Source organism: Olsenella sp. oral taxon 807 (genome assembly GCF_001189515.2).
Taxonomy (GTDB): Bacteria; Actinomycetota; Coriobacteriia; order Coriobacteriales; family Atopobiaceae; genus Olsenella_F.
This window is the reverse complement of sequence record NZ_CP012069.2, coordinates 1,144,488-1,166,203: the sequence shown is the minus strand read 5'-3', so window position 1 is coordinate 1,166,203 and position 21,716 is coordinate 1,144,488. Positions and strand designations below refer to the sequence as shown.

Below are 21,716 nucleotides of genomic sequence, written 5' to 3'. Positions count from 1 at the left end.
CTTCTCTGTCCAGCGCCTAAGGCCAACACCCACTCAGGTGTCCACTACAGCGCTGGGGCCAGAAAGGTGAAGAGGACGCCACAGACGTCCACGGTCTCCCCCACTGCCACAGGCTGCGTTCCCGACACCTCACGGCCGCGCAGCATGGCGGGATTAGTCGCCCCGAGATCCTCGATGTCGGCGAGTTTGCCCCTATACCTGAAGCGAACGTGTCTGCGTGACACAGCCACCGAGTGGAGCACCACATCGCAATCGGGTGAGCGGCCCACGAGCAAACCACCTGGGCCAAGGGGAATCGTCACGTCCATGTCGGCGCAACGGACCCTGAGGCTCGGAACCTTTGGGGTCTTGGCTCCAGGGCCATCTTCCGGCAGACCAATCGTCTGATCAGCTGAAAGCTCCAAGGCAAACGGGCAGGTGCCCTGGTTCCATACGACTGGCCGCCCAGGTTCGTCCATGCCGCCAGCAGCAGACGCTTCGGATGATCTTGACTTCTCTCTCGAGAAGTCATAGAGACACTCGTAGCAGACGTCCATGTCAATGAAGAGTTCCGCCCCACAGCGTGGGCAGGTCTTGGTGTGCTGGCAGCCGTTGAGACTGGCAAGCGCATATTCATCGGGTCCGGAGGGAGGAGCTGCATGATTGCCAGCATCCTCGCTGTGCCTTAGGTCGAGGGCCCTCGACGTAACAAGCAGTGAGCCATCCTCAAGATGCTGTCCCCTCGCATGCCTTCCCCCAGATACGCGGGGGGCGTCATGTCGATCCTCCTCTCTCCAGCTCTGTCCAGCCGTCCCATAGTTCCACACTGTCTTCATCCTCAGCTCCTCCCTCAAACGCCAAGACGCCGCCGCAGCAGGACTGGCCCTGCATCGGTGCCACAAGTCGCACACGCCCAGGCAATGTCTGCCCCCAGCCCGCAGGGCCAACGCCTATCGACCCACCGCTCGCAGGCAACTTCTCGACACGTCAGACCACCACACCAGCCCTAAACCTGTCCACCACAAGCGTTCTCTCGTGCACGAGCGTCACGGGTGTCCCCAAGCTCACGCCGGCCAGACTCCCGATGCGTGGCCAGGGGTGATAGATCAACGTGCAGCTAAAGCTCGTAAACAGGGGAGACACGGGGAACTTGAGCTCCTGCCCGCCTCTTGTATCCGCCCTCGCATCCACGTCATGGGCAACGACCTCCACCTCGATCAGATCGCTTCCCATCGCCTGCTCTATGCAGGCCCTCACCTCATCGACTGCCGCAGCACGACTCTGCTCACCAGCCGGGGCGATGCCATGGGCCACGACCGCGTCGAGCGAGATCCTGTCAAAGCTCGCACAGAGACTCATGAAGCGCACCAGGTTGAACACGATGAGCGCGACGGCAATGACCACGGGGGTTAACACGGCAAGCTCGACGGTCATCTGACCGCTGTCTTTTCTCGCCGGCGCACGGACCACTAGCCCACCCCCATGAGGTCTTCCAGTCTTACCGTGAGCGGTATCCTTATGGTAGTACCTGGGACGGGTAGCTCGGCAATTGTGAGCTCCTTGCCCCCGAACCTCTGCCGTACCTGCTCGATGCCTATCATCGCTTGACCCTGTGAGTCTGCGGGAAGCGACGCCACGAGCTCCCTCACCTCGCTACCTCGCCAAAGCCCCGCCTTGTCAAGGACCGTCTGGCTGTTGACCAGCACCGGCTTTCTGAGCCTCATGTCCGCTGGCTCAAATCCCACGGCCTCTACGATCGATCCAAGCCTCCTTCCGAGTCCAGAAGCGAACTGACTGCCGGCCACACCATCGATCCTGCCCAAAAGCTCTCTCACGGAGGAAGAGACGCTCTCGTGCCCAGACCCATAGGCCACAAGCAGCCTCCCCCATAACTGGGTAATGTTTCCCAGAAACGAGATAACGATGGGTCGGTCATCCCTGCCAAGACCCTCAAACACGCTTGAGAGCACATTATGTCCGTCGGTTCCCTCGTCTGGAGCCAGCGTCGCAGCAGAGATGGCCATACCCGCCGGAAGTCGGGTGTCACCCTTAACGAAGGACCCCACGAGTCCTTCGGGCACATTTGTCTCGGCTCGTCTCACAATAGCGACACAACCATAGGCACCAGGTGGCCTGAGCCGTGGCCTCCTTACCGCAAGCAGGGCCATAGCCCTCTCAAAGGCCGACTCGCCCTCATCGGCCTTCTCCTTCATCTCGCGCTCGGCATCTCGCCCGTCCTCACAGGCTCTCTCATACTCACGCGAGGCCTCGACAACGATGCGCCAGTAGTGTTCGAAGCCGTTGTTGATGTTCGTCGAGGCGTTCGCGACGTTTCCCATCGCGACGGTGTCCATCCCACACTCATCGCAGCGCTTGACCGCTCCTGACTCGATGTCGGACAACGAGGCACTGCCCGCCTCCCGACCTCTCGCACCGGGACAGGTGGGAGAGCAGTGGAGGGTCCTGACACCGCCCTCGACGGTACAGGGCCATGTCGAATCGACATAGAGCGACGATTCCCTGACCATCTTCGCCGTGTGGGGAAGATCAGGAAGGTCGATTGAGACGCTCTCGCCCTCTATACACCGTGCGCTTGAGATGTGCTCATACGCATAGCGATAGAACACCTTCCTCGCGCACGAGCGCTGAAGCTCCTTGGCACTCGAGCCTGCGGCAGGCTCCGTCTGCCAACGCCTCAGGTAGTAGTTTTGGGCACGGACGCGAGCGTACTCGAAGTGCCATTCGTCCACGCTGGGATAGTGAGGGTTTTGAACGGTCGAGAGGCCCGCGAGCTTCTCGGCACGACTCCTCATGCACAAGGGGCTGTCGATCGTGTCGGCCCGCCAAGCCTTCTCCTTGGCGTCGCGGGCGCGACGGTCATCCCCTTCCTTCTTGGCGCTCGCCTGCCTGAGCTCTTCGGCACGCTCACCCAGCTCCTCGTCATCCACCTCATCGATCTGGAAGAACTCAGACTCGCTCTCCATGGGCAGCGGGATGGCAAACCCAACGTAATTCACGCCTTCGCTCGAGTTGGCAGAGGCGCATGAGGCTGCGTTGGCCGCGACGAGCGCGGGAATCGCCCCCTCGAGCCTCTTGAGACCCTCGGCCGCAGATTTCGCGAAATCCCTCCGCGCCGAGAGTATCTGACGTCCCGCGTCGATGACTTCCGGAGCCATCCCCTGCACAACGGGAATGGCCGCCAGAACCATGCCCGCACCCAAGATTGACGTCCCAAGGATCCCCATGCTGAGCACGCAGGCATCGAGAACCTGAGCGATGGTCGAATAGGCGGCAACGACGTTCGCACCCGACATCGCCGCAGAGTCCGCAACCGTCTGGACGTCTGCGGATCTCTCGCTTGTCCAGACGACCGAGGCCGTTGAGAACACCAGCGCCAAGCTCACGAGCAGGGCTACGGCCACCGTGATGGTGGTATAGCCCCCATCATCCCTGACAAACGTGGAAATCCCGGAGAAAATACGGACTGCTCCGCGTCCGTCAGCCCCACATCTCCTGCCAAGTATCATAGGTACCTCCGACCCAATCTGCACGCACCTTCTCGGAAAAGTTCGCCTCAAGGATCACACCTCGCCCATCCGCACTCCTAAACGCCGAGGCGAGCACCCCCACAAGCGGCAGGGGACGGACGTGCCCTCGTATGCTCACGTGCACGCTCCGCTCGTCACGGACAATCTGGATCTCCCAGTCGTCCTCACCACCCACGTGAAAGATCGAGACCTCCGGGATGGCCCTGAGCCTCCTCTTCGCAAAGTCGGCGCAGTCGGCAAAGTCCCCGTCATAGTCGGTGGCCGCGACCCGCGCCGTCTCGGCCGCACTCGCACGCATCACGGCAAGGGTATATCCCATACAAGCGGGCTCAATGAGCAGGGCCAAGAGGAGCATGGTCGCCGGAAGCAGGAATGCAGCCTCGACGCTCGCCTGCCCATGCTCCGATAGATGGAGCGGGCAAAGGGTGCAACGTTGGTTACCACAGCAGTTAGTACAGAAGGACGTCCTGAGACATGCCAAGAGCCCCACCCTCTCCCCAGCTGTGTGAAGCCGCCCTGACTGCTCCCGCAAGCAGTTCCCCACCAGCCGTCCAGTGCCACAGCACACCAAGCGCCACGATCAAAGTCAGAAAGGCAAAAAGTACCAGTCCGTACTCGACCGTAGCCTGTCCGCTCTCCCTACCCATACGCTCCCTCAGCATTCAGACTCTCCTCCCACATCGAATTCTCGATCCTACTCACGCTCACCTTTGAACTCCCCACGTCCGTCTCCCGCACCACGCAGATGTCCACCCAGCCATCCCCCTGAATGACACAACTCCAGGCCTGCCCAACAAGATCGACGTAGCCCGCACGCACAAGTACGCAGTCTTTCCTCTGCCGATAGCCGACAAGTATTGTTTGCGCCTCCTCGGTGAGCGGCCGCTCGCTCTCCCAGCTTCTTGTCCCGTCCCCTCCTGGGGTCACGTCACCTGAAAAGGACACCCCCTCGCTCAGGCAACTGGCATTTCCGCCCTCAAAGGACGCAGACGGCAACGACACCGGTGGAAGGCCACGGCTTTCAGTCGAACGACCGCTCACCCCCCAAGTCGAGACGAGGAGCACGACAAGAGAGAGGGCAACCAACGCGCGCTCCGCAGCGCGACCGTGGCTCTTCCCACCCAGATGGCGATGGCGCACCATACGCCTAGAGTGATCCGATGCCATCTGCAATCGCATCCCACAACTCCTGAATCTTGCCCCTGAAGGCGATGATGGAGAGTACCGCGATCACGACGAGGACACCGACGAGAATCGCGTACTCCGTCGTTCCCTGACCGCGCTCGCTCCTCCCCAGGACCATGATGCCAAGCACCCAGTCCATGACCTCTTGCAGCCTCATGCCCATCTTCCCTTCTCCTTTCCTCCTCGTCCGGCAACACGCCGGCACCTGACTACCCCAACCTGACGGAAGCTCCCAAAAGTGGTCCCAGAATCGCCAAGAGCATCGCCGGCACGACCATCGTCCCTAAGGGGACCATCATGCGTACAGGTGTTTTTTCTATCTCCTCCTCGACGTCGCTGCGCTGCTCTTGCCTGATCACGTCAGCCTGTCTCTCGAGGACGAGCGCAAGCGGAGCGCCAAAGTGCAGGGCCTGGGAGACCGCCGACGAGAAGCGCCTGAGCGCGTCGACGTCAAACTCCTCCGCCATGTCCGCAAGCGCCTTCTCGCGACTGCACATGCCCATGCGCCAGCTCGTCAGTGCCTCCCTGAAGAGCGCTGCGGTCTGGGTCTCGAAGCGTCCGCAGTAGAGCTCGAGCGAGGCATCAAACGAGAGACCCGAGAGAAGCCCCAGCATCACGATGTCAAGAAGCTGCGGCAGCTCACGCAGGAGGCACGTGCGTCTCGTGCGCCGCGCGGACTGTGCGCTCAGGTCCCTCAAAAGCGGCAGGCTTCGCAGCTCGGCGCAGACGGCCTCCAGCGCCTCCCTGAAGGAGGTGCTCGCTGCAGAAGACGGAGGCGAGCCAGATCGACCCAATGCGACGAGGACGAACGAGGCAAGCCAGGCCACAACGCCGAGCGAGAGCACAAAGAGAGCTGTAAGATCTCTCATTCGAGAATTCCTCCCATCTGCCGTTTGATGATCGCCATCGCAAGCACATCCAAGATCGTCGCCACAACCAGGCTGAACGTTCCCGCAGGTGTCATGATCCCGTTCCTGAAGTCAACCGAGAGCGCCGACAGCCCCACGACAAGGAGGGCAGGTATGGCAGAGACGACACGTACCGAGAGCCTTACCTGCGCCGTCTTCACCGCGAGCATGCGTTCGAACTCGCTCTGCCGCTCGATCAGACGTGCCGAGTGCTCGAGGAGACCCTTGAGGGGACTGCCCGTACGCTGAGATATGACGAGCGCCGTGCAGAGCAGCCCAACACCCGGGGCATCGAGCTCCTCGCAGAGCCTGTCGATCGCCTCGCTCACTGATGCCCCGCAGCTCAAGCGCAGGCTCGCCCGCGAGAACGCGGCGCCCGCGACGCCGCCCGCGTGCGTCCCCGCGTAGCCGATGGCCTGAGAGAGCGTCTCTCCGGAACCTAAGGCCATGGCGAGCGTGCGGAATACGTTGGGCATCTCTCGCAGAAGGTCCTGTCCGTCTCGACGCAGGCAAGACGCATGCCAAGCCGGGATGCCGACACCAAGAGTGGTCGCGATGACAAGCGTGGCGACCACGCTGTGAAGCATGAGCATCAGAAGCATCGCAACCAGCAAGATCAGGGCGCAGGCCTGCTCGCGCACGAGCAGGATGCTCTTGCCCTGGAGCCGTCGCGCCAGCGCGTCTGACGCATGCCTCCAGGAGTCGAGCGTAAGGAGCCGACCTACCGGCACCGTCTTGGAAAGCGCCCACAGCAGCTTGTTTAGCTCGCGCGCAAGTCGCAGGCGTCCCCTCAGGACACTGAATACCTGCCGATCCCCTCCGTCAAGCTGAACAAAGCAGCACACCCACGCCAACATGCCGAGACCTATGGAAAACGGGACCTCCATGACCTCACCTCCTGCTCGCCCACCATGCCCGCCCTCAGGGCCGCGTCCACAAACCGAGGCTCACGGACGAGCTTCCAGTTACGCTCGAGCTCGTCGAAACGGACGCATTCAACGAGCCTCACACCATCGTCCTCGCCCAGACTGACCTCGCTCAGAGACCCGATGAAGCGCAGACCGTCGCTCATGCGATGGCTCATCACCAGAAGATCGAGCGCTGTCGCGATCTGGGCCTCGATGACCTCTGTCGGAAGGTCCATCCCAAAGCGGGCCATGAGCACAAGGCGCAGGATCGCCTCCTTGGGCGTGCCCGCATGGAGCGTCGTCAGCGAACCGTCGTGCCCCGTGTTCATCGCCTGGAGCATGTCGATGGTCTCCTCGGAGCGACATTCCCCGACGATGATGCGGTCGGGTCGCATGCGCAGGGCGTTCTTGACGAGATCGCGTATGGTCACCTCACCCGTCCCCTCTATGGAGGAGTCCCTTGCCTCGAGCCTCACGACGTCGGGATGCCGGTCGAAGCGCAGCTCAGCAGAGTCCTCGATGGTCACGATGCGCTCCTCGAGGCCTATCTCGCATGAGAGCGCATTCAAGAGCGTCGTCTTGCCCGAACCCGTGCCCCCCGCGACGGCGATGTCCTCGCGCATCCGCACGGCGAGCGAGAGGAGCCGGGCATACCACTCGGGAAGCGACCCAAGGCTTACGAGTCTCTCCAAGGATGAGATGCGGTTCGAGAACTTACGGATGGTCACCGCTGGCCCGTCCACCGAGACCGGCGCCGCCACCGCGTTCACGCGATCCCCGTTCGCGAGGCGAGCGTTCACGATGGGACTCGCCCTGTCGAGGCGCCGACCCAGAGGAGCGAGTATGCGGTCGATGATCATGAGGATCTGCTCGTCCGACTCGAACACCGCCTGTGCCGCCTGTAGGCGCCCGTGCTTCTCGAAGAAGAGACCACGTGTGCCGTTGACCACGACCTCGCTTACCTCCTCGTCCTCGAGGAGCTCTTGCAAAGGACCGAGACCACATATGTCATCGAGAGTCCTCCTGACCAGCCTCTCCCTGTCATCGAGGGCAACGTCGGCATAGGCAGCCGTATTGAGGATCGCGCGGCAGGTCACAGACAGTTCTCTGCGGGCACGCGAGATGTCAGAACCCGCAGCGAATTGAGCGACCACGCCAAGACCGAGGCGCTCAACGAGATCGCCCTTGAGGCGCTCGGTCACATCCTCCTCAGAAGGCCTGCGCAGAGCGACCATGGTGCCGCCCTCAACCTGCGACTCCTGCTCCCTGACCAGTTCCAGCAACGACACCGCTACGCCTCCTTCCTGAGTCCGAAGAGAGAGAATCTCTTGCGGCCCACCTTGGCCTGCAGATCTTGTCGTGCCGCATCCGAGTCCGGAAGCCTCCCCAACTCCGAGAGGAGTTGAGCCAGAAACAACCCAGTTGAGTCGCTAAACTCCCCCTCCTCCAGCGCGAGCGACGCGACCGCGCCTGATCCGATCAGGTCCCGCACGTCATCTCCACCGTCCGCGACCCTGAAGAGCCGTGCCCCCTCGAGACCGATCTCGGCCCTTCCGAGTAGCGCGGGCGGCGTGACCCTGAGGTTTGCTGAGCTCTCGACACGCACGATGCGCGTCCGCGCCACGCCCAAGCGCACAGCCAGAGCACTTGTCCTTGCGAGCGACGCGAGGGCACCCGCCTCCTGACCGCTCACGAGCACAAGGCGGTCCGCCGCCTGGGCGGCGCGCGCCACGGCCTCGTTGAATGTCGTTGAGCTGTCCACCAGCACCAACCCGAAGCGACTCTGCAGATAGTCGAGGAGCTCTCCCACATGTGGCATGAAGACCTCGGCGTCCTCGGGCCTCTCGCAGGGACCCCAGAGGAGTACGTTTTTTGCGAGCCGTATGCTCGACCTGCCCATACGCTCCGCCGTCATGCCCTCTTGTGCGAGCCGAGTGAGGTCCACGCCGTGCGATGCCCCGAAGCAGGAGAAAAGGTTGCCGCATGAGAGGTCGAGGTCCACGACAGCGACGCTCATGCCCCAGGAGGCTGCTCGCACGGCACAGGTGGCGACGAGCGTCGTCTTGCCGACGCCCCCGCGACCCGAGACAAAGGTGATGAGAGGTGACGTGTCATCATGAGTGGCGAGATCGTCCTCGCAAGCGGCTCTCCCCTCGGCGTTTTGGACGTCATCAACAGAGGCGGCCCCCGCCGCAGAGGTATCAGCCACAGGCACTCCGGCATCAGCTGTCACACGGACTGATCCCTGCGCATGCTTCCCTGCAGGGCTCGATGCCGCAGCAAGGGCCTTCGGCTTTCGCCTTGTTTGTCGTCCCCTCCCCTGCCTACGTGTTTGACCCTCGACCTGTTCGTTTTTCTCCCTGGTCACTTCAGCAGATTGTCCCAAGCCCTGGGAGGGGCCGTAAGATGGAAGGGATGCATCCTGTATGTCGATGACCTGGGTGACACCGGCACGCGCGGCACGAGACCTGAGCGATCCTGATGCACCTCTCGACACGAGGGCGACCTGTGCCGCTCGACCGTCCCTCGCGATGGCCGCCGCAAGGTTCACGTCCGAGACGCCTCGCTCACTGAGACCGACCATCGCGCCAACCGTGCCTGGTTCCTCGTCCAGAAAGGCGTCACGCAGTTCTTTCGCACTGCCCAAGAAACTCAGCGAAGCATGAGGTGCGACCAACCTCAGCGCCCTAATCAAGTCCCTACGCGTCCTCTTGCTCGTATAGCCCAACCACAGGTCACACGTACCGTTTATGTTCTCGCCCATTGTCTTTCCCATCCCTGTCCTGCGTCCCATCACGCTTGCATCCTTACGGCGTCCCTGCCTCGGGGGCAGCAGCCCCTCCCTCACCCACCACGGCCTGTGGAGCCTGGGGAGGTGCACCCGCGTTGGGTCCTGCGCCCACGTCCTTGGCATCCACGTCATCTGCGGGGACGACGAACTTGAGGGTGCCGATGTTGCTGGCAGAGAGCACCCTCTCGACATCGGACGCCCTGACTGCCACCACGATCTGGGCGGCAGATGTGGCACTCGCAGTCGCAGCCGAGCTGGAGAGCACCTCTATCCCCGTGCCGATCTGCTTCGAGCCGTCCTTATCGACCGCGTAGGCAATGAGCTTCGCGCCCCTCGCGACGTTGCGGGAGACGCCCAGCTTGTCGGAGAAGGGAATGCTCACACCCACGAACCCCGCAGGGACCTCGGCAAGTTCCGACTCACTCTCGAAGCAGGTCTGGGTCATGATGGAGTTTCGTGCCACTGGACAGGTGACCTCCCTGCCCACGGCGTCGTTGAGTCCCGTGAGTGCTCCCTCGGGAACGAGCTCGGCTACCCAGTCACGCATACCAACGTCGGAGGCCTCGACCACGTCACCCGGCCTGAGACCGTCTTTGGTGACGACGACGCCCACGACCTCGCCTCCATAGCGGGCGATGGCGTCACTCCTTTGCCGCTCCACGTCTGCCTTGACCTTGTCCGAGTACGCCGCTCCCAACATGATCGCGAGAACGGCGCATGCCGTCGCGAATATGAGCCTGAACCTGAGCGTCATCCCTCTCCCCTCGTCATGGGCTCCACCCTCCCGCGCGGCCCCCTCTGTGTGAGGAACTCCTGCGCTTGATAGGATTGTCGGGGAGAATGGGCCTCTGAACTGCCCAGATTCTTTTTCTTGCTTGCCGGCGACTGGCCCGCAGATAGCGCTTGCCTAACAAAAAGGCGCCCCGCCGCAGCTCGGAGCGCCATCAACATTCAAGGGGTAGGGAAAAAATCACAACACCACGTCGGGATCGAGCGAGCTAGCGCCCGTCCTCATCTCTGCGGCGAGCGCGACCCACGCATCAACCCTCGCCTTTTCGCACGTTTTGTCAAAAAGCGCACGGCGCACGGCGCATCCCGGCTCATGCGTGTGCGTGCAGTCACGAAAGCGGCACTCTTGGGCAACGCGGGCCACCTCGGGAAAGAGAGCTGCCAACCCACGCTCGTGGCCGACGAGTGGCAGGCTCCTGAGCCCCGGCTCATCCACGATGACGCCACCGCCCGGCAGGCGTACCATGCGCCTCGCCACCGTGGTGTGGCGACCGGCCCCGTCACGGTCACGCACCGCCCCCGTCTTGAGGACGTCATACCCAAGGATCCTGTTCAGGACCGTCGACTTCCCCGCACCGGACTCGCCCAACACGATGGACACCGTCCCCTTGGGCACCAGCTCACGAACGCCATCGAGGCCCCAGGAAGCTCCGAGCGCCCGCACCGCCTCGCCACGTGACTCGCACTCACGGGCGACGTCGGCAGCTGACGTCGCCACCACGGGCACGCCGTCTCCCAAGAGCTCCCGCACCCCTGCGACCGCACGGACGACCCCTTCCACGTCGAGGCGATCGGCCTTGGTGAGCACGACCGCAATGCGTGCGTGACAGTTTGCGGCGACAAGCGCCGAGCGGGCGATGCGAGCAAGGCCCGCGCCGCCATCGCCGCCACCCAAAGGTTGCACGACGAGCACCAAGTCGACGTTAGCGGCAAGGGTCTGCCTCTCGCCACGCGAGCCACCGCGCCATCTGGCGATGTCGTTCTCCCTCAATACGATGCCCACCGCCTGTGCCACCTCATGCTCTGGGACGATGCGCAAACACACCCAGTCGCCAACGGCGATGCGCGAGAAGCCACTCTTGGTGAGCTGCGCTGCAAACTCGGCGCGCACGACCCCACCCTCGAAGAGGACAGCGGGAAAGCCCCTGTCAAGACAGACGACACAGCCGAGGAAGAGCTCCTCTCGCTTCACGTCCCCTGTCGAGGCGAGGGTCTCGCGCATCCTCGTGAAGTCGGCGCGCTGCCTCTCGCTGGGAGAGAGGTCGCCCCAGACGGGCAGGTCACGCAGGGATGGAAGCGCCAACAGAACATCCCTGGTCCCACCGGGGCCCTGGCGTCTCCCACCCGTAGCGCTGCGCTTGCGCTTGGACACGAGGCCCCCTGCCCTTCTACTCCCTGCCCCTGTCAATGGCGCGCATGACGGCCTTCTCGATCTCGACGATAGGAATGATGAGGAGGGCAAGGCCCATGGCGATGCCATATAGCGTGAGGTCTATCTCAGCGAAGTGGAACGCGACGGAAAGGGGTGTCTCGATGGCTAGGTAGGTCAGAAGCAGCGCCACGACGAAGGCGCCCCACAGCCACTTGTTCTGTCCCTTGAGCGTAAAGAGTGACGCGCGGCGACTGCGCATGTTGAGCGAGTGGAACATCTCGACCATGGAGAGCGTCAGGAAGGCCATCGTCATGCCCTTCACGCCAGCCGATGGATCCTGCAGGACCTGGCCGATGTCAAGGGTATGGTACTCGTACCAATGCCCGATGAAGTAGCTGACCAAGGTGAGCACCGAGATCACGACCCCCTGTACCAGTGTGTCAACGCCAAGGCCGCCCGAGAAGATGCCATCCTTCGCGTCGCGGGGCTTGCGCCCCATGATGTTGGGTTCGGCGGCCTCCGTGGCCATCGCGAGCGCGGGCAGCGAGTCGGTGATGAGGTTGATCCAGAGCAGGTGTGTGGGCTCCAGTATCGTAAAGCCGACGAGGGATGCGACGAAGACCGAGATGACCTCGGCGAGGTTGGAGGAGAGCAGAAACTGTATGCACTTGCGAATGTTGTCGTAGATGCGCCTGCCCTCTTCGACCGCGCCAATGATGGTGGCGAAGTTGTCGTCGGCGAGCACCATGTCGGCGACGTTCTTGGTGACGTCGGTGCCTGTGATGCCCATGCCAATGCCGATGTCCGCCCGCTTGATCGAGGGCGCATCGTTCACACCGTCGCCCGTCATGCCGACGACCTTACCCTGAGCCTTCCACGCGTCAACGATGCGGACCTTATGCTCGGGCTGAACGCGGGCATAGACGCCGTAGTCGCCGATCGTGTCTGCCAGCTCCTCGTCAGAGACCCGGTCAAGCTCCGCACCGGTGATGGCCTGACTCCTACGCTCGATGATGCCGAGCTCTCTGGCGATGGCGACAGCGGTGTCGATATGATCACCCGTGATCATGACGACGCGGATACCGGCTGAGTGGGCCTCCTCGACGGCCGCCCTCACCTCGGGGCGGACGGGATCGATCATGCCCGAGAGGCCCACGAAGGTGAGGTCGTGCTCGAGGTAGGAGGGATCATAGCTCTCAGGGCCGCTTGCTCCCCAGTCACGGCGTGCGGAGGCCATGACGCGCAGCGCCTTGTCGGCCATGGCCTTGTTCTGCTCCATGATCTCCGAGCGCAGCTCATCGGTCATGGGGACGATGCCGGTCTCCGAGAGGTAGGTGGTGCAGCGCGCGAGCACGACGTCGGGGCCACCCTTGGTATGCTGCATGACCGAACCCTTGCCGCGCACGACGACAGACATCATCTTGCGTGTGGAGTCAAAGGGCGCCTCGCCTATGCGCGGGCGGCTCTCGTCGAGGTGGGCCGTGGTGAAGCCCATCTTGGCGGCATCGGTGACGAGGGCGGCCTCGGTGGGCTCACCCTTCGCAACGCCATCTGCGGCGTCCCACTTCGCGTCGGAGGCAAGAGCCATGCTGCGCACGTGGGCGCTGAGGTTCTCGGTCGCGTGCTCGACGACGGTCATCTTGTTCTGCGTGAGCGTGCCCGTCTTGTCCGAGCAGATGATCTGCGTACATCCTAGCGTCTCCACGGCCGAGAGCTTGCGGATGATGGCGTGGCGCTGGCTCATCTTGGTGACGCCCATGGAGAGCACGATCGTCACGACCGCAACGAGGCCCTCCGGAATGGCTGCGACGGCGACCGACACGGCGATCATGAAGGTGTCAAGCACGTGGCTAACGTTGGAGAGGAAGCCGAGGCCGTACTTGATGAAGCCCGTGAGGAAGATGACCACGGAGATGGCGATGACCAGGATGGTCATCGCCTTCGAGAGCTCGTCGAGCTTGACCTGAAGCGGTGTCTGCTCGTCTTCGGTCCGCGAGATGGCGTCGGCGATCTTGCCCATCTCGGTATCCATGCCGCAGGCGACCACGACGGCGCGGCCACGGCCAAAGACGACGGTGGAGCCCATGTAACACATGTTCTTGCGATCGCCGAGGGGAACGTCGTCTGCCCCCTCGGTGAGCTCGATCACGTCGGCACGCTTGGTCACAGGCACTGACTCGCCGGTGAGGGCCGCCTCCTCGACCTTCATGCTCGCACTCTCAAGGATGCGACAGTCAGCAGGCACGGAGTCACCGGCCTCAAGGACCACGATGTCTCCCACGACAATCTCGGAGGAAGGCACACTGAGCTGCTCGCCGCCTCTGATGACCTTGCTCGTTGCCGCAGCCATCTCCTGCAGCGCCGCGAGCGCCTCCTCGGACTTCTCCTCCTGAACGACGCCGAGGATCGAGTTCAGCACGACAACGAACATGATGATGATCACATCAGCGAAGTCCGCCTCGCCCTGGGCGATACTCGTCACGGCCGAGATGACCGCAGCCACGATCAGCATGATCACCATGGGGTCGGCCATCTGCTGGAAGAAGCGAATCCAGAGCGGGGTCCTCTCGGCCTCCTTAAGCCTGTTCGGACCATTTTGCTCAAGACGTTCCTCGAAGACGGCCACGTCGAGACCTCGCGCACCGTCGCTTCCGCACTCCTTGAGTACGTCATCAGCTGGTATCAGATACTCTCTCATCTTCCCTCCTGGGCCGTGCGGCTGGGTTGCCGCCATAGAGTCTCGTCACGCCCGACAGATTGATGCCCACGTACGTGTCCCCAGGAGGGGCGAGGGCCTACCAAGGCTGCCGTGCCGGGCGCGCTGCATAACGCTCCTGCTATAGTATCGGATTTACGCCCGCGCTCGCACCGCGCCCCGTACGAAATCACAGCCGCTTCGCCCGGTCAGCACGGTCGAGCCCTCCAGCGGGCCTCAACGCCATCGTCGTCACGTCGGGGAGCGTTGCGATTCGTGAGGCGCTCGACCAAGCCCTCCTGCAGACCCACACCATGCGCCACCTCAGGAAGGAGAACGGGAGAGCGCGGCCGTCCGGCACGAAATACGAGACGCCTACCCAAAAAAGCGACTCCGACCCCTCATGCCTGCGCTAGAATGCAGTTAAGCGTGTCATACGTCAACGTCTTTTTGGAGGGACGTCTCATGAAGATCCTCGTTTTCGGCACAAAGAGCTATGACAAGATCTCGTTCGAGAAGGAGCTCAAGGACTACCCTGACCTCCAGGTTAACTTTACCGAGACAAACCTCACCCCGCTCACCGCGACCCTCGCGCAGGGATACAAGGCCGTCTGCGGCTTTGTGAACTCTGACATCTCCGCCATGACCCTCGAGGTCCTGCGCGGCCTAGGCGTCGAGCTCGTTCTCATGCGCTGCGCTGGCTTCGACGCCGTCAACGTCGACTTTGCCAAGTCCGTCGGCATGAGGGTCACCCGCGTCCCGGCCTACTCGCCCGAGGCTATCGCCGAGCATGCGATGGGTCTGGCCCTGTGCGCCAATCGCCGCATCCACAAGGGTTACATCCGCGTCCGCGAGAACGACTTCTCGCTCGAGGGCCTCGTGGGCGTCACCCTGCACGGCAAGACCGCAGGCATTCTTGGCACAGGCCGCATAGGCGCCGCGCTCTGCCGCATCTGCAAGGGCTTTGGCATGAAGGTCCTGGGCTCTGACCTGTACCCCAACCAAAAGCTCGTCGACGAGGAGCATGTCGTGGACGAGTACGTGGACTACGACACCCTGTATGCCAACTCCGACCTCATCAGTCTGCACGCTTTCCTCAACAAGGAGAGCTACCACCTGATCGACGACGAGTCAATCGCAAAGATGAAGGACGGCGTGATTCTCGTCAACAGCGCGCGCGGCGCCCTCGTAGACTCCAACGCCCTCATCCGGGGTATCAGGTCGGGCAAGATCGGTGCCGTGGGCCTCGACGTCTACGAGGAGGAGAACGCCAACGTCTATCAGGATCGCGAGAACCAGATCCTGGGATCCTCCATCACGGCGCGCCTCTGCTCCTTCCCCAACGTCGTCATGACCTCTCACCAAGCGTTCTTCACCCATGAGGCGCTCGGTCAGATTGCCCGTATCACGCTGGACAACGCCGAGGCATATGCAAACGGCAAGGATTTCATCGAGCGCAGCGTCGTCTGCTAGACAAATGACACTTGTGGGCATAGAGTGTAGGCATACGCGTGGCACACAGCCAACGAGAGCCATGCGACCAGTGACAACAGAGCTTTGACATCACCTGGCTGGTCTTCGGGCCAGCCATTTCAAAGAGTAGAGAGGAGTCCTCGACCATGACTAACAAGAGGACCAAGATCGTTTGCACAATGGGACCCGCCACCGAGAGTGACGAGGTCCTGAGGGGTCTCATCGAGGGCGGTATGAACGTCGCCCGCTTCAACTTCAGCCATGGCAGCCATGACTACCACCGCAACAATATCGAGCGCGTGCGCCGCATCTCTGCCGAGCTCGCATTGCCCGTCGCCATCATGCTCGATACCAAGGGTCCCGAGGTCAGGACCGGCGAGCTTTTGAACCACCAGAAGGTCACGCTTGAGACCGGGGCAAAGACAGTCGTCACGACAGACGACGGCGTGGCAGGCACGGCCGAGCGTTTCTCCCTTGACTACAAGCTCCTGCCCCAGGAGGTCGAGAAGGGCTCGATCCTGCTGATCGACGATGGGCTCATTGGCCTTGAGGTCGACCATGTCGAAGGCAACGACATGCACTGCAACATCATCAACGGTGGCGAGCTCGGCGAGAAGAAGGGTGTCAACATCCCTAACGTTGAGATCAGCCTGCCCTCCGTCACCGAGCAGGACAAGGCTGACATCATGTTTGGTTGCGAGCTGGGCATCGACGCGATCGCCGCGTCCTTCATCCGCAACGGCGCAGCCGTCGATGAGATTCGCCATCTCTGCGCTGAGAGCGGCATGCGCAGCGTCTACATCCTGCCCAAGATCGAGAGCGCCATGGGCGTCAAGAACTTCGACGAGATCCTGGAGCACTCCGACGGCATCATGGTCGCTCGCGGTGACTTGGGCGTTGAGATCCCACCTGCAGAGGTCCCTCACATCCAGAAGACCATTATCAGAAAGTGCAATATTAACTATAAGCCCGTCATTACGGCCACACAGATGCTCGACTCCATGATCCACAATCCGCGCCCAACCCGTGCCGAGGTCGCCGACGTCGCCAACGCCATCTACGATGGAACCGACTGCATCATGCTCTCTGGCGAGACCGCAGCAGGCAAGTATCCCGTCGAGGCCGTCAAGATGATGGCCTCCATCGCCGAGGACACCGAGAGATACCTCACCCAGAGCCGAGACTACCACGACCGTGGCGGTATCAAGAATGTGAACTCTGCCATCGGTGCGGCAGCCGTCGAGATATCGAACCGCGTGGACGCTACGTGCATTATCTGCCCGACTCACTCGGGCCGTACTGCCCGCCTGATCTCCAATTTCCGTCCGAAGCTGCCGATATATGCGATGTCTCCCTCGAACCACGCCATCCGCAAGACCTGCTTCCAGTGGGGCGTCCGGGCGTACAAGACTACGGAGCAGGGGTCCCTCTCCGCAACCTGCTATAACGCACTGACCGTCGCCAAGGAGCATGGCCTGGTCAAAACTGGCGACCTCGTGGTCATCACCGCCGGCGACCCGCAGACCTCACCCTCACAGGGAGACTACATCACCTCGACCAACATGACGATGGTGTCCCAGATTCAGTAGTAGGGTTCGTCAGGAACTGACGTGGACGGCTCGTGTGCGCGCAGGATCGTGCGATAGGATCACGCGAAGTGAGTGATTTTTTGCCGGAATCTGTCGTGTATCGAGTCAATAAAATTACATATGCGCAGTTCAGCGACTTGTTGAAAGTACTCTAGAAGTGTGTGAATCACTCACAACGCTCTCGCGAAGTGTGTGAATCACTCACTTCGCAAGGACGCGAGTCTTTAGGCGTACGCCAACATACGCAGAGTGCGCTTTTCCGTGAGGCGTAGGCTACAGAGTGCGCCTTTTGGTAAGAAGCTTGGGCAGAATGCGCTTTTCCGTGAGGTTAGACTCCGAACCGAGATCTGCGGGCCCCCGCGCAAGCCGCCCCGCAGGCTGGCGAGGGGTTGCTCGAGCGCATTTGCCCAGTTGAGCCATTCTCCATAGTGCCCCGCAGCCTGGCGGGGGGTTGCCCCACGCCTCCCGGGCGCCGCGACGTCACGGAAAGGCGCAGTCTGCGCGATCTGGGGATCGCGGAGTGCGCCTTTGCGTGAGTCGATCAGGCCAGAGTGCGTCTTTCCGTGAGGCGTCTGGACCAGAGTGCGCTTTTCCGTGAGGTGGCGCCACGTTTGCCTAGGTGAGGAAAAGCGCACTCTACGGAAAAGCGCATTCTGCGCCGGCGCCCTCACGGAAAGGCGCATTCTGCGGTCGCGTCGTGACGGAAAAGCATTCTGGAGCCCACCGGTTGGGCAGAGTGCGCCTTTCCGTGAGGTTAGACTCCGAACCGAGATCTGCGGACCCTCGCGCAACCCGCCCCGCAAGCTGGCGGGTGGTTGCTCGAGCGCATTTGCCCAGTTGAGGCATTTTCCATAGTGCCCCGCAGCCTGGCGGGGGGGGGTTGCTCCACACCTCCCGGGCGCCGCAGCGTGACGGAAAGGCGCAGTCTGCGCGACCTGGGGATCGCAGAGTGCGCTTTTCCGTGAGTCGATCAGGCCAGAGTGCGTCTTTCCGTGAGGCGCAGGTGGCAGAGTGCGCTTTTTGGTGAGAAACTTGGGCAGAATGCGCTTTTCCGTGAGGCGGCGCCACGTTTGCCCAGGCGAGGAAAGGCGCATTCTACGGAAAAGCGCATTCTGCGCCGGCGGCCTCACGGAAAGGCGCATTCTGGGGTTGTCGCCCGTCCACATCGGACGCTTTAAACTGTTTAAGATGCTTAAGCAGTGTGCACACTTTTAAGCTGTATGCGCATGTTTAAGCTGTGTGCGCACCCGGCCTCACGAGTGCCTCACGAATCTAGGTGGGCGTCAGTGAGGATGGGGGCACCTGCCCCCTCTCGCGCGTAGGCCTCAAGGCCTGACTTGAGACGTACGCTAACGAGGTCGAAGGTCTCGGCAAAGAACGAGGACGGCAGCAGGCTGTACGCTGGCGGCTGATCGATATGGTGGGCGGCGTTGTCCCTCACGATGGCGTCAGCTGCCGCGACGGCAGCGCGGGCATCCGCCTCGGCGATCGCGTACTGGGGAAAGGTCGCAGCCTGCTCGATGAGGGCAGCGGTCACCTGACACTCGAGCGAAATGTCGAGCGTACGGCCAAAGAGGTCAAAGTCCCCCTGCTTGCGGACGCGCGTCTTCTCGCCGCTCTGCACGCCATTGCGCTTGATGAAGGCATTGACCTCATGGTTGTAGCCATGATCTGCGACGAGGTGACACCAGACGCCAAGGACGAGGTCGCTGACGCGACCCTCAGAGTCCGCGCTCGGCAGGCCGAAGCGCTCCCAGAACTCCCAGTAGCGTGGCTCGGGAACGTAACTTGGGTCCACGAAATGTGTATCTCTATAGTCAATCGTATGCGTGACCTCCCTGACCATGTACCCCACATAGATGTCGGGCACGAAGTTCCCAAAGAGGAAGGCGTTCGCATCGCGAATACCAAGCGCCTGAGGCGAGCGATCTGAGAAGAGTCGCTCGACATGTGCGGTATGTACATTCCAGCTCGGCATCAGACGCATGCTCCTAACTTCTGACCTCGCCGCCTGTGGACTTCATGACCTTGGCCACGAGCTTGCTGTGGGCCTTCTCGACCTCCGCAGAGGTCAGGGTCCGATCGGCCGCGCGATACTCAAGTGAGAAGGCCATCGACTTCTTGTGCATCCCCACGCGCACAGGATCGCGATACACGTCAAAGAGGCGCACGTCGACGAGAAGCTTGCCGCCCGCGCTCCTGATGCGCTGTACCACCTGCTCGTACGTCATGTCCTCGTCCACGACGAGGGCGAGGTCGATGAGGACGCCCGGCAGCGTCGGCACGTCCTCATAGGGAAGCTCGCGCCTGGCCAGCCGCAGAAGGCCAGCCACCGAGAGCTCGAAGGCCACAACCGGCGCATCGATGCCAAAGCGATTGAGCGCTGCGGGGTGCACGTTGCCTACCCAGCCGATGAGCTCGCCCTGCGCTAGCACTTCGGCGGCACGCCCAGGCTGCAGCCAGCCATAGCTGTCAGGATCCGCCACACGAAAACGCAGCTTCGTAATGCGCAGCACGTCGAGGAGGGTCTCGACGATGCCCTTGGCGTCAAAAAAGTCAAGCGTTGGGTACTTCGCGTTCCAGCGATCATCGTCCCACGCACCCGAGAGCACACCTGCCACATAGCTCGGCTCGTCAGGCTGGCTCTTGTGCTCGTGAGCAAAAAAGACGCGGCCAATCTCATAGAGGTGCACGTTGGTAACGCCATGGTCGCGGTTATACGCCACCGAGCGGAGAAGCCCGGGCAGCATGTCGCGGCGCATCTCGGATTGGTCGGCCACGAGCGGGTGCAGGATCGTGACGGGGATGCCCCTCCCAGCCTCGCCCATATGCAAGTGTGCGAGGTCGGAGGGGTCAGCGAAGTTGTAGGTACTCGTCTCAGAGAGACCCGCCGCCCTGAGCACCTGGCCAATCAGGCGGACGCGCCGCTGGTCGATGGTCAGGCCCCCGGCATGGTTGCGTGCGGCGGGAAGCGTGGGTGTGACGTCGCCCACACCCCAGAGGCGCAGCACCTCCTCGACGAGGTCGATCTCGCGAGTGAGGTCAGGGCGACTTGTCGGTACGACCACGCGCATGGCGGAGTGATCGTCTGCGCCCTCCTCAACCTCACAGCCAAGGCGGCGCAAGCGCTGCGCCATGAAGCTCGTCTCTATGGGAGCGCCGCACAGGGCGCGCACGCGGTCAGGTCGCAGTGTGACCTCACCTGGCTTGGCTGGCACGGGATACGTGTCAACCACGCCCTCGCAGACCACGGCGCCGCAGCACTGCTCGAAGAGGGCCGCAGCGACATCTGCCACGCTGGCGCAGGCGGCAGCGTCCACCTGGCGCTCGAAGCGCATCGAGGCCTCGCTCATGAGGTCGAGCCTGCGGCTCGTGCGCGAGATGTGGCCGGCATCGAAGCTCGCCGACTCGAGCAGCACGTCCACCGTGTCCTCATCGATCTCGGAGTTGAGGCCACCCATGACGCCGGCAAGCGCGATCGGGGTGGTCCCGTCGTCGGTGATGAGCGCCATGTCGGACGTAAGCGTGCGCTCCTGTCCGTCGAGGGTCACGATCGTCTCACCCTCGGCTGCGGCACGCACGACAACGTGCCGCTTGCCGTCGCGCTCGGTGAGCTTGCCCAGATCGAAGGCGTGCAGGGGCTGTCCTGTGAGATACATCACATAGTTCGTGACATCCACGACGTTGTTGATGGGCCGAGTGCCAGCAGCGATGACGCGCTTGGCGAGCCACTCGGGGCTGGGGCCGATCGTGACCTTACGCACCACGCGAGCGGCGTAGCGGCTGCAGAGCGCCGCATCGGCGATGCTCACGTCCACGAGATCGGCCGCACGTCCGAACTCGGAAGACTCGCGCTGGATCCTGGGAAGCTCGATGTGGGTGTCCACGTCGAGCGCCGCAGAGACCTCCGTCGCCATGCCCACCATCGAGAGGCAGTCAGGGCGATTGGGTGTGATCTCGCAGTCGATCACGGTGTCGCTCATATTGCGCCACGCGGTGAAGTCAAGTCCCACTGGGGTGTCGCCAGGCAAGATCATGATGCCGCTCTGGTCCTCCCCCAGCCCCAGCTCGCGACTCGAGCAGTTCATGCCGCAGGAGTCAACGCCACGTAGCCTTCCCTTCTTGATCGTGACGCCACCGGGAAGCGTCGCGCCGATGAGGGCGGTCACGGTCTTATCACCCTGCTCGAAGTTCTGGGCACCACAGACCACCTGGAGGGAAACGGACTTGCCCGTTGCATCGGTGTTGTAACCGCCCACATCCATCTTGCAGACGTACAGGTGGTCGGAGTCGGGGTGTGGGGCTTTCTCGATGACCTGCGAGGTCACGACCTTGGTGATGTCGGCTCCCACTCGCTCGACGGCAGCGACCTCGGTACCTGTGCGGACAAGCTCTGTGATGAGCCCCTGGGGATCTGCGGGGACATCGACCATGCCCTTGAGCCACTCGTATGAAACACGCATCTTTCCTGCCTTTCGT

At 62.5% G+C, this 21,716-nt stretch carries 18 protein-coding genes; 2 read left to right on the top strand and 16 right to left on the bottom strand.

Translation table 11 applies throughout. The features are described 5' to 3' along the window. Nucleotides 1-44: 44 nt before the first annotated feature. The 14 genes from ADJ70_RS04980 to ADJ70_RS04915 form a co-directional block, all read right to left on the bottom strand. Nucleotides 45-815: an FHA domain-containing protein gene (locus ADJ70_RS04980; protein ID WP_050344048.1), complete on the bottom strand. Its 771-nt coding sequence runs from the start codon at nt 813-815 to the stop codon at nt 45-47. Nucleotides 816-966: 151 nt separating this feature from the next. Continuing rightward, nucleotides 967-1,413 (bottom strand): hypothetical protein, encoded by a 447-nt coding sequence (locus ADJ70_RS04975; RefSeq protein WP_050344046.1) that lies wholly within the window; start codon nt 1,411-1,413, stop codon nt 967-969. Nucleotides 1,414-1,448: 35 nt separating this feature from the next. Then, the gene (locus ADJ70_RS04970) at nt 1,449-3,506 is read right to left on the bottom strand and encodes a hypothetical protein (RefSeq protein WP_050344044.1); all 2,058 of its coding nucleotides are present in this window, start codon (nt 3,504-3,506) and stop codon (nt 1,449-1,451) included. Then, nucleotides 3,478-4,008 (bottom strand): TadE family protein, encoded by a 531-nt coding sequence (locus ADJ70_RS04965; RefSeq protein WP_253273236.1) that lies wholly within the window; start codon nt 4,006-4,008, stop codon nt 3,478-3,480. The genes ADJ70_RS04970 and ADJ70_RS04965 overlap by 29 nt, the downstream gene beginning before the upstream one ends. Next, nucleotides 3,977-4,189 (bottom strand): hypothetical protein, encoded by a 213-nt coding sequence (locus tag ADJ70_RS04960; RefSeq protein WP_050344041.1) that lies wholly within the window; start codon nt 4,187-4,189, stop codon nt 3,977-3,979. The genes ADJ70_RS04965 and ADJ70_RS04960 overlap by 32 nt, the downstream gene beginning before the upstream one ends. Further along, entirely contained in the window at nt 4,167-4,706 is a 540-nt protein-coding gene (locus ADJ70_RS04955) for a hypothetical protein (RefSeq protein ID WP_172674447.1), read from the bottom strand. Before ADJ70_RS04955 ends, ADJ70_RS04960 begins: the two co-directional genes overlap by 23 nt. Then, nucleotides 4,675-4,851, bottom strand: coding sequence for a Flp family type IVb pilin (locus ADJ70_RS04950; RefSeq protein ID WP_371256195.1), 177 nt, complete (start codon nt 4,849-4,851; stop codon nt 4,675-4,677). The genes ADJ70_RS04955 and ADJ70_RS04950 overlap by 32 nt, the downstream gene beginning before the upstream one ends. Before the next feature lie 70 nt (nt 4,852-4,921). Beyond that, nucleotides 4,922-5,581: a type II secretion system F family protein gene (locus ADJ70_RS04945; RefSeq protein WP_083443825.1), complete on the bottom strand. Its 660-nt coding sequence runs from the start codon at nt 5,579-5,581 to the stop codon at nt 4,922-4,924. Further along, nucleotides 5,578-6,507, bottom strand: coding sequence for a type II secretion system F family protein (locus ADJ70_RS04940; RefSeq protein WP_050344035.1), 930 nt, complete (start codon nt 6,505-6,507; stop codon nt 5,578-5,580). Before ADJ70_RS04940 ends, ADJ70_RS04945 begins: the two co-directional genes overlap by 4 nt. After that, a complete protein-coding gene (locus tag ADJ70_RS04935) occupies nt 6,486-7,817 on the bottom strand; it encodes a CpaF family protein (protein WP_050344032.1) in 1,332 nt (443 codons plus the stop codon). Before ADJ70_RS04935 ends, ADJ70_RS04940 begins: the two co-directional genes overlap by 22 nt. 2 nt (nt 7,818-7,819) lie before the next feature. Then, nucleotides 7,820-9,322 (bottom strand): hypothetical protein, encoded by a 1,503-nt coding sequence (locus tag ADJ70_RS04930; protein WP_062393092.1) that lies wholly within the window; start codon nt 9,320-9,322, stop codon nt 7,820-7,822. Between the two features lie 13 nt (nt 9,323-9,335). Continuing rightward, the gene (locus ADJ70_RS04925) at nt 9,336-10,073 is read right to left on the bottom strand and encodes an SAF domain-containing protein (protein ID WP_083443823.1); all 738 of its coding nucleotides are present in this window, start codon (nt 10,071-10,073) and stop codon (nt 9,336-9,338) included. A gap of 216 nt (nt 10,074-10,289) precedes the next feature. After that, nucleotides 10,290-11,411 (bottom strand): ribosome small subunit-dependent GTPase A, encoded by a 1,122-nt coding sequence (locus ADJ70_RS04920; protein ID WP_253273235.1) that lies wholly within the window; start codon nt 11,409-11,411, stop codon nt 10,290-10,292. A gap of 85 nt (nt 11,412-11,496) precedes the next feature. Next, nucleotides 11,497-14,178 (bottom strand): cation-translocating P-type ATPase, encoded by a 2,682-nt coding sequence (locus ADJ70_RS04915; RefSeq protein ID WP_050344026.1) that lies wholly within the window; start codon nt 14,176-14,178, stop codon nt 11,497-11,499. 462 nt (nt 14,179-14,640) lie between these two features. On the opposite strand from ADJ70_RS04915, the gene ADJ70_RS04910 reads away from it, so the two are divergent. Together ADJ70_RS04910 and pyk are read left to right on the top strand one after the other, a co-directional pair. Beyond that, the gene (locus tag ADJ70_RS04910) at nt 14,641-15,648 is read left to right on the top strand and encodes a 2-hydroxyacid dehydrogenase (protein WP_050344024.1); all 1,008 of its coding nucleotides are present in this window, start codon (nt 14,641-14,643) and stop codon (nt 15,646-15,648) included. A gap of 146 nt (nt 15,649-15,794) precedes the next feature. Beyond that, nucleotides 15,795-17,237, top strand: a complete 1,443-nt coding sequence (gene pyk, locus ADJ70_RS04905) for a pyruvate kinase (protein WP_050344022.1) — start codon at nt 15,795-15,797, stop codon at nt 17,235-17,237. A 1,264-nt stretch (nt 17,238-18,501) separates the two neighbouring features. Here pyk and ADJ70_RS04900 read toward each other — a convergent pair. Together ADJ70_RS04900 and pheT are read right to left on the bottom strand one after the other, a co-directional pair. Continuing rightward, nucleotides 18,502-19,215, bottom strand: coding sequence for a hypothetical protein (locus ADJ70_RS04900; RefSeq protein ID WP_050344780.1), 714 nt, complete (start codon nt 19,213-19,215; stop codon nt 18,502-18,504). 13 nt (nt 19,216-19,228) lie between these two features. Then, nucleotides 19,229-21,700 (bottom strand): phenylalanine--tRNA ligase subunit beta, encoded by a 2,472-nt coding sequence (gene pheT / locus ADJ70_RS04895; protein ID WP_050344020.1) that lies wholly within the window; start codon nt 21,698-21,700, stop codon nt 19,229-19,231. Between the last annotated feature and the right edge of the window lie 16 nt (nt 21,701-21,716).